Annotated in this window: 9 protein-coding genes; 2 read left to right on the forward strand and 7 right to left on the reverse strand. The window is 69.5% G+C overall.

Annotated elements, in window-relative coordinates; genetic code table 11:
* Positions 1-94 precede the first annotated feature (94 nt).
* On the reverse strand, positions 95-538 hold the full coding sequence (locus FV228_RS19200; RefSeq protein WP_147856082.1) for a DMT family transporter: 444 nt from the start codon (positions 536-538) through the stop codon (positions 95-97).
* Positions 539-652: 114 nt separating this feature from the next.
* Positions 653-874: a hypothetical protein gene (locus tag FV228_RS19205; RefSeq protein ID WP_147856083.1), complete on the reverse strand. Its 222-nt coding sequence runs from the start codon at positions 872-874 to the stop codon at positions 653-655.
* A 543-nt stretch (positions 875-1,417) separates the two neighbouring features.
* Between FV228_RS19205 and FV228_RS19210 the strand changes: the two genes are divergently transcribed.
* Entirely contained in the window at positions 1,418-1,675 is a 258-nt protein-coding gene (locus FV228_RS19210; RefSeq protein WP_147856084.1) for a hypothetical protein, read from the forward strand.
* A gap of 189 nt (positions 1,676-1,864) precedes the next feature.
* Here the strand turns inward: FV228_RS19210 and FV228_RS19215 are convergent, their stop codons facing one another.
* The 5 genes from FV228_RS19215 to FV228_RS19230 all read right to left on the reverse strand — a co-directional run bounded on the left by FV228_RS19215 (position 1,865) and on the right by FV228_RS19230 (position 4,683).
* Complete coding sequence (locus FV228_RS19215) at positions 1,865-2,167, reverse strand: hypothetical protein (protein WP_147856085.1); 303 nt, start codon at positions 2,165-2,167, stop codon at positions 1,865-1,867.
* A gap of 307 nt (positions 2,168-2,474) precedes the next feature.
* On the reverse strand, positions 2,475-2,918 hold the full coding sequence (locus FV228_RS19220; protein WP_147856089.1) for a DMT family transporter: 444 nt from the start codon (positions 2,916-2,918) through the stop codon (positions 2,475-2,477).
* Positions 2,919-3,051: 133 nt separating this feature from the next.
* Positions 3,052-3,213 carry a hypothetical protein gene (locus FV228_RS33215; RefSeq protein ID WP_187277818.1) on the reverse strand — a complete coding sequence of 54 codons (162 nt, stop codon included), beginning with the start codon at positions 3,211-3,213 and terminating at the stop codon, positions 3,052-3,054.
* A 421-nt stretch (positions 3,214-3,634) separates the two neighbouring features.
* Complete coding sequence (locus FV228_RS19225) at positions 3,635-4,045, reverse strand: hypothetical protein (protein WP_147856086.1); 411 nt, start codon at positions 4,043-4,045, stop codon at positions 3,635-3,637.
* A gap of 194 nt (positions 4,046-4,239) precedes the next feature.
* Positions 4,240-4,683: a hypothetical protein gene (locus FV228_RS19230; protein WP_147856087.1), complete on the reverse strand. Its 444-nt coding sequence runs from the start codon at positions 4,681-4,683 to the stop codon at positions 4,240-4,242.
* Between the two features lie 255 nt (positions 4,684-4,938).
* Between FV228_RS19230 and FV228_RS19235 the strand changes: the two genes are divergently transcribed.
* A partial coding sequence (locus tag FV228_RS19235; RefSeq protein WP_147856088.1) for a hypothetical protein occupies positions 4,939-5,364 on the forward strand: 426 nt, incomplete at its 3' end.

Genomic DNA, 5,364 nt, shown 5'->3' on the forward strand with positions numbered 1-5,364 from the left:
GCCGACAGCGGCGTGCCGGCCGACGGCCCCGGCCGGGCTCGCTACGCCGCCGAGGCCGTGGCCATCCCAGATTCGTTCTGAGCGCGTCAGCCGCTCAGAACAGCGCGACCAGCGCCACGCCGGCTATCATCAGGACGGCGCCCAGCATCCGCCAGAGGCTTGCCGGATGCACCGCGAAGCCGACCCAGCCGTAATGGTCGAGCACGATCGAGGCGACCACGCCCACGGTGACGATGATGCCGAGGAAGGACGCGGCGCCGATGGCCGGCGACGCGTAGAGTTGGGCGAGGATCAGCAGGATGCTGAGGAACCCGCCGAGCCAGGCCCACCAGGGCACCTGCGCCCATTGCTGCCCGCTCGGGATCTCGAGCTTGCCGACGGCGAGGCCGCCCACCAAGAGGGCGGACGTACTGACGAGCAGCGTCAGCAGCGCGGCCGTGATCGGCAGGCCGAGGGATTTCGAGAGCGTCGCGTTCTGGCCGGGCTGGATCGCATTCGCGAGGCCGGCGAGGATGGTGAGTCCGTAGAGATACCACATGCTCCGCTAGCTCTTGGACCTGCGGCCAAGATCCGCCGCCCGCCCGCGCATTTTTGACGCGCCGGCCGCGGCCGGCTGTGCGGCCCCGCCGATCGCCGCGGGGCCGGCGCGGATCTAGGGCGTGACCGGCAGGCGACCGATCACGAATCCGGACGCGTCGCGCACGATCAGGGTCCAGGCCGCGTCGGGATCTGCGGCGGCCAACTCGGCGGCCATCTCCCGGATCACGCTCCGGGCTTCCTCCAGGGCCGCATCCGGACTGGCAGCCTCGACGCCGTCCTCGTCGCGGATCGCCTCGGCGCCGTTCTCGATGTCGAAGTAGAAGCGCTCGGGCATCTGGCAGGTCCCCCAGATCGAATCCCCCGCAAGGGTCCATGAATTCGGCTACGTAGTGCGTAACGGCACAGCAGCATTCAAAAACAACGATAAACCTTAAAATATCTCAAACCTGAATTGGCTGCGCGAGTTGCAATTATGTCGAGATTTTGGCGAGACGATCCACTAAAGCTATTGGCGATCGCCTTCCGAACCAAGGCCCTAAGGCCCGCTGAGGTGGCGCTCCTTCCTTGGGGCACTTGCCATGTCGACGTGTAACAAACCGGACTCGGCCAAGAAAACCGAGGCACCGTCGGACAGCAAAGATCAGTTGCGCAACCACATCCGGCGCGTGTTGTTGTGTATCAAGACCCGGTCGGCGCAGAAGTAGTTGCTGCGCCGCCGCGCAGGGTACGATCGACCATCCGGCACACGACCTCGGCGCGACGAGGCCCGGACCGGGTCCGGCCGCGACGCTTTGCGGCATAACCTGCACGCCTGTCGGCGGCCCGCTGTGGCGCCCCTGCGCTGGCGCGGCCCGCCGGCAGACGGCATCGTCGCGTCATGGTGAAGCCCGGAACCCCGACCTGCGAAGTCTCCGTCGAAGGGGCCTGGGTGGCCATGACGGTCGACGAGGCGCAAGCGCGCCATCGCGACGCCCTCAAGCGCTGCCCGGCCTGCTTCGGACGCCTGATGATTCAGGGCGGCTACACGGCGGTGCGGCGCGCCTCGCCGTCACATTTCCGCGTCCACGATGGCTGCCCGCTGATCCCGCGACATTACAAGGGCGCGCCATCCCGCCACCCGGCGGCGATCAGCTAGAGCGCTCTCCGACGAAGTGGCTCCGGTTCGTCGCAACAGAGCGCGTCAAAACAAGAGCTTAGAGCCGTGCCCGACCCAATGTGGTCGAGCACGGCTCTAGACGAGGATCTGAGGCTTTTTCCGCTGAAGCCGGCCCGGTGCTCGGCGCATCGGGGGCGCCGAAGATCCACGACCTTTCGAGATCGAGGCTCAGCGCTGGACCGCCTCGATGTCGTCCTCGAAGATCGAATCAGGCTGGCAGGCGTGCCAGTCCTTCTTCTCGTCGCTCTGCCCTTTGCGGCCCCAGCAATAGCCGGCCTGAGCCAGGCGTCCGCTCAGCCGGTCCCGGAGCCGGCACTGCTCCCGGATCACGGCAGGATCGCCGGATCCCTCGCATCCGAGCGCGGCCTTCGCCTCCGCTGTCAGCAGCTCGGGCACCGTGGGCGGCTGTTGCTGCGCGAGCGCAACCCCGGCAGCCATGACGAGGGTGAGGGCGGCGAGGGCGGTGCGCATTCCGGCACGATACAGGCAGGCGCAGTTCTGTCGAGACGACGATCGCGGCGTGCGGGCGCCGCGGCTGGTCCGCGTGCGAGGGCGCGGTGATCACGGGGGTTCGCATCTCGCAGGTTCGCCGCCCGTGGCGGACGCTATCGTCCGCGCAGGAAAAAGAACCAGATCAGGATGAGGACGGGGATCGGCACCCCGATCAGCCACAGCAGACCACCCGTCAGCATCGCGCTCTCCCTGAACTCTCCCAAGAGCAACCCCGTGCGGAGCGGGACCGTTCCGGGATGCCGGCGGAGCGGCCCGCGCCCGGTCGTCAGAAGGTCGCGACCAGCGCCACGCCGACGACCATCAGGAGGCCGCCGAGGATGCGCCACAGGCCGGCGGGATGCGTCTCGAAGCCGACCCAGCCGAAATGGTCCAGCACGATCGAGGTGACCACCCCCGAGGTGACGAGAAGGCCGAGGAACGGCGCGGCCCCGATCTGCCGCGCCACGATGAACTGCGCCAGGATGATGCAGCCGCCCAGGATGCCGCCGAACCACGCCCACCAGGGCATCGCCATAACCTGGTCCGCCGTGGGCCAGGTGAGCCTGCCGGAGAGGAGGCCGACCACGAGGATGCAGGTGGCGGTCCCGGCCGCCACCACGAGCCCCGCGGTCAGCGATTCGGCCAGCCCTTTGGAGAGCGCCCCGTTCTGCCCGGCCTGGACGGCGTTGGCGACGCCTGCCAGCAGCACGAAGCCGTAGAGGTACCACATGGCTGAGATCCCGATCTGTGACGGCGGGTCGGCGAAGCGGTCGGGGCTGCGGCGGCGCACCACCGCGGTCGGCGACCTCTCATCCTGCCGCGACGACCGCGCGGAGCCGGTCCGACGGGGTGTCGGATGCGTGTCAGGCCGCCCCGTCGGCCTGCGGTCCGGCGGCGTCCATGCGGTCGGCCAACTCCTGGACGACCTCGTGAACGAGGGGCGGCCAGGGCACGTTGTTGTGCTGAAGGAGCCGCGCCGCACCCACCAGCGCGGCGAGCTGATCGCCCGAGATCGAGCGCCCCATGATCTACGAGGCCAGCATCTGCTCCGCCAGGGCCGTCGAGAGGCGCAGAACCTCCGGCATCCGGGCTGCCTGGGGATCGGAATCCGGGATGGAATGCGCGTCGGGGTCTCTGTCGGTCATGTCAGCCCCCCTTCGCCTCCCAATCGCGCTACCGGGATGAATACGGGTTCGGAAGCAGGCATGTTCCATCGCCGATCGGTGGCGTTGCCCGAGGGCATGACAATCGGGCCGGGATCGAAAGCAGATGTTGCCGAATAGTCGACGTTTTCAGGCCGAATACCGGCGATCGACCGGCCCCCGGCCCGGTCGGCGCGGTTGTTCTCGGCTGCGACCCACCGTGCGGGCGACGGCGGGCGTCCGTTGAAGCGGGGACGGTGGGGCCGACCCGCCGCTCCCGGGTCTCGGGGGGGACCGATAGGTCCTATTTGGTGATCCGTACCGAGACCGGATCGCTGCCCGGAAAGCTCTCTTCCAGCGCCTCGTCGAGCCGCTCCTCCATCCGGTCCGCCCGGTTCGCGGCGAGGTCCCGATCCGCAGCCGGGGATCCGGCCGAGAGCCCGGTCGAACGCCGGCGCGCCGTAGACCGGAACACGTCGTAGACCAGCAGGCCGAGCCCGGCGGCGATCAGCAGGGCCGGCACGGGGTTCACCCGCACGTCGGCGACGAACCGCTCGACCGCCTCGCCGGCGGCCTGCCCGGACCGCTTCAGGTCGCCGAGATCCCGGGGGATGCCCGGCCCCTGAAGGCGGGATTGCAGATCGCCCAGCGTGCGATCCAGGCGCCCGCGGCTCGCCTCCACATCCTGCTCGAGTTCGTCCGCCGCGTTGGTCATGGGGTCCTGTTCTCCGGTGGGGCATCGCCTCGGGCGCCGGTTTCCGGCGCTCGGGGACGATGCGAAATCGAAACGTTCAGGCCTCGTCCGGGAGCAGATGTCCAGGACGATCCGGGAGAACCCGCGCAACTCGGCTGATCGGCTGTCCCATCCGGGGCGGCTTGGTCCCGGAATCCGCGCTCCGCGACGCGGCGCTAGAGGTCCGGCGTCGGCAGGACGTCGACCGGGACCAGGGCCCGCGACCGCGGCACCGGCCGGATCCCGGGTGGGTTGATCAGCCGGTAGAGCGCGACGCCGGCCAGCATGGCGGCGGCCGCGGTCAGGACGGGCCGGCGCCGGGCGGCGGCCCGGACTTCGTCGTACATCTCGCCGAAGGAGCGGCGGGACATGTCCTCGGCCAGCCCGTCGACACCGAGCGCGGCCTGATCGAAGAAGGCCTTCACCTGCGGCAGCCCGTCGAAGCCGGCGCCCGTATCCTGGATGGCATCGCCGACATCGGAGACGACCCGGAGCGCATCGGCCCGCCGCTTGCCGGCATAGCCGTGTGCCTGATCGCGCAGGGCGTCGGCGAACCCGCGCGCCGCGTCCCGGTCCGGCCCGGAAGAGGTCGGACCTCGATCCTGGGCACCGTTGCGCATCAAGCTGTTCCTCCGGCAGGCATCCTGCGTGGGGGAAGCCGGCATGGGCCCATCCAGTTCCGCGAACGGCCGGGGCGCCGGGCCTTCCGGTGTCGCGGAGACGGCCGGCGCGGTCCGTTCAGCCCGCCCGAATTCCAGCACCCGGCGCAGCCTATGTTAACAAAGCCTCACCCCATCGACTTGATTTTAACGGTTTGTTAATCATTACGATCAGTTTAATCACCCCAACGTCTACAGGCAGGGAGAGGGCGCCCCGTGAGCGAGCTGCAGCGGCTTTTGAACGATCCGCGCTTCCGCACCGCCGACAAATCGAAGCGCGAGCCGGGCGCTGCCCCGGAAGCCAATCTCGGCAACGTCCTGCGGGTGGTGTCATCCCTGAACGAGCAGGCCCCGCTGCCGACGCCGCAATCGTCGCCGCAGGATTGGGACGCGCTGATCCACCGGGTGCAGGCCGCAGCCCGCCAGGCGCGCGAAGTCGAGGCCCAGGCGCGGGAGCGCGAGGAGCGCATCGAGCACGTGCTGGAGCGGGTCCGCGACGACATCACCGCGTCCAACGAACGGGCCCGCATCGCCGAAGTGCAGGCGCGGGACGCGCAGGTCCGCGCGGAAGCGCAGGTCATCGCCGCCGAAGAGCGCGTGAAGGCGGCCGAGGCCCGGGCCCGGGCCTCGGCCGCCTTCACG

Source organism: Methylobacterium sp. WL18 (genome assembly GCF_008040015.1).
GTDB lineage: Bacteria > Pseudomonadota > Alphaproteobacteria > Rhizobiales > Beijerinckiaceae > Methylobacterium > Methylobacterium mesophilicum.

What these genes read in the sequence shown, in the direction of transcription:
- FV228_RS19200 (WP_147856082.1), bottom strand. Translation starts at nt 538, where the DNA reads ATGTGGTATCTCTACGGACTCACCATCCTCGCCGGCCTCGCGAATGCG.
- FV228_RS19205 (WP_147856083.1), bottom strand. Translation starts at nt 874, where the DNA reads ATGCCCGAGCGCTTCTACTTCGACATCGAGAACGGCGCCGAGGCGATC.
- FV228_RS19210 (WP_147856084.1), top strand. Translation starts at nt 1,418, where the DNA reads ATGGTGAAGCCCGGAACCCCGACCTGCGAAGTCTCCGTCGAAGGGGCC.
- FV228_RS19215 (WP_147856085.1), bottom strand. Translation starts at nt 2,167, where the DNA reads ATGCGCACCGCCCTCGCCGCCCTCACCCTCGTCATGGCTGCCGGGGTT.
- FV228_RS19220 (WP_147856089.1), bottom strand. Translation starts at nt 2,918, where the DNA reads ATGTGGTACCTCTACGGCTTCGTGCTGCTGGCAGGCGTCGCCAACGCC.
- FV228_RS33215 (WP_187277818.1), bottom strand. Translation starts at nt 3,213, where the DNA reads ATGGGGCGCTCGATCTCGGGCGATCAGCTCGCCGCGCTGGTGGGTGCG.
- FV228_RS19225 (WP_147856086.1), bottom strand. Translation starts at nt 4,045, where the DNA reads ATGACCAACGCGGCGGACGAACTCGAGCAGGATGTGGAGGCGAGCCGC.
- FV228_RS19230 (WP_147856087.1), bottom strand. Translation starts at nt 4,683, where the DNA reads ATGCGCAACGGTGCCCAGGATCGAGGTCCGACCTCTTCCGGGCCGGAC.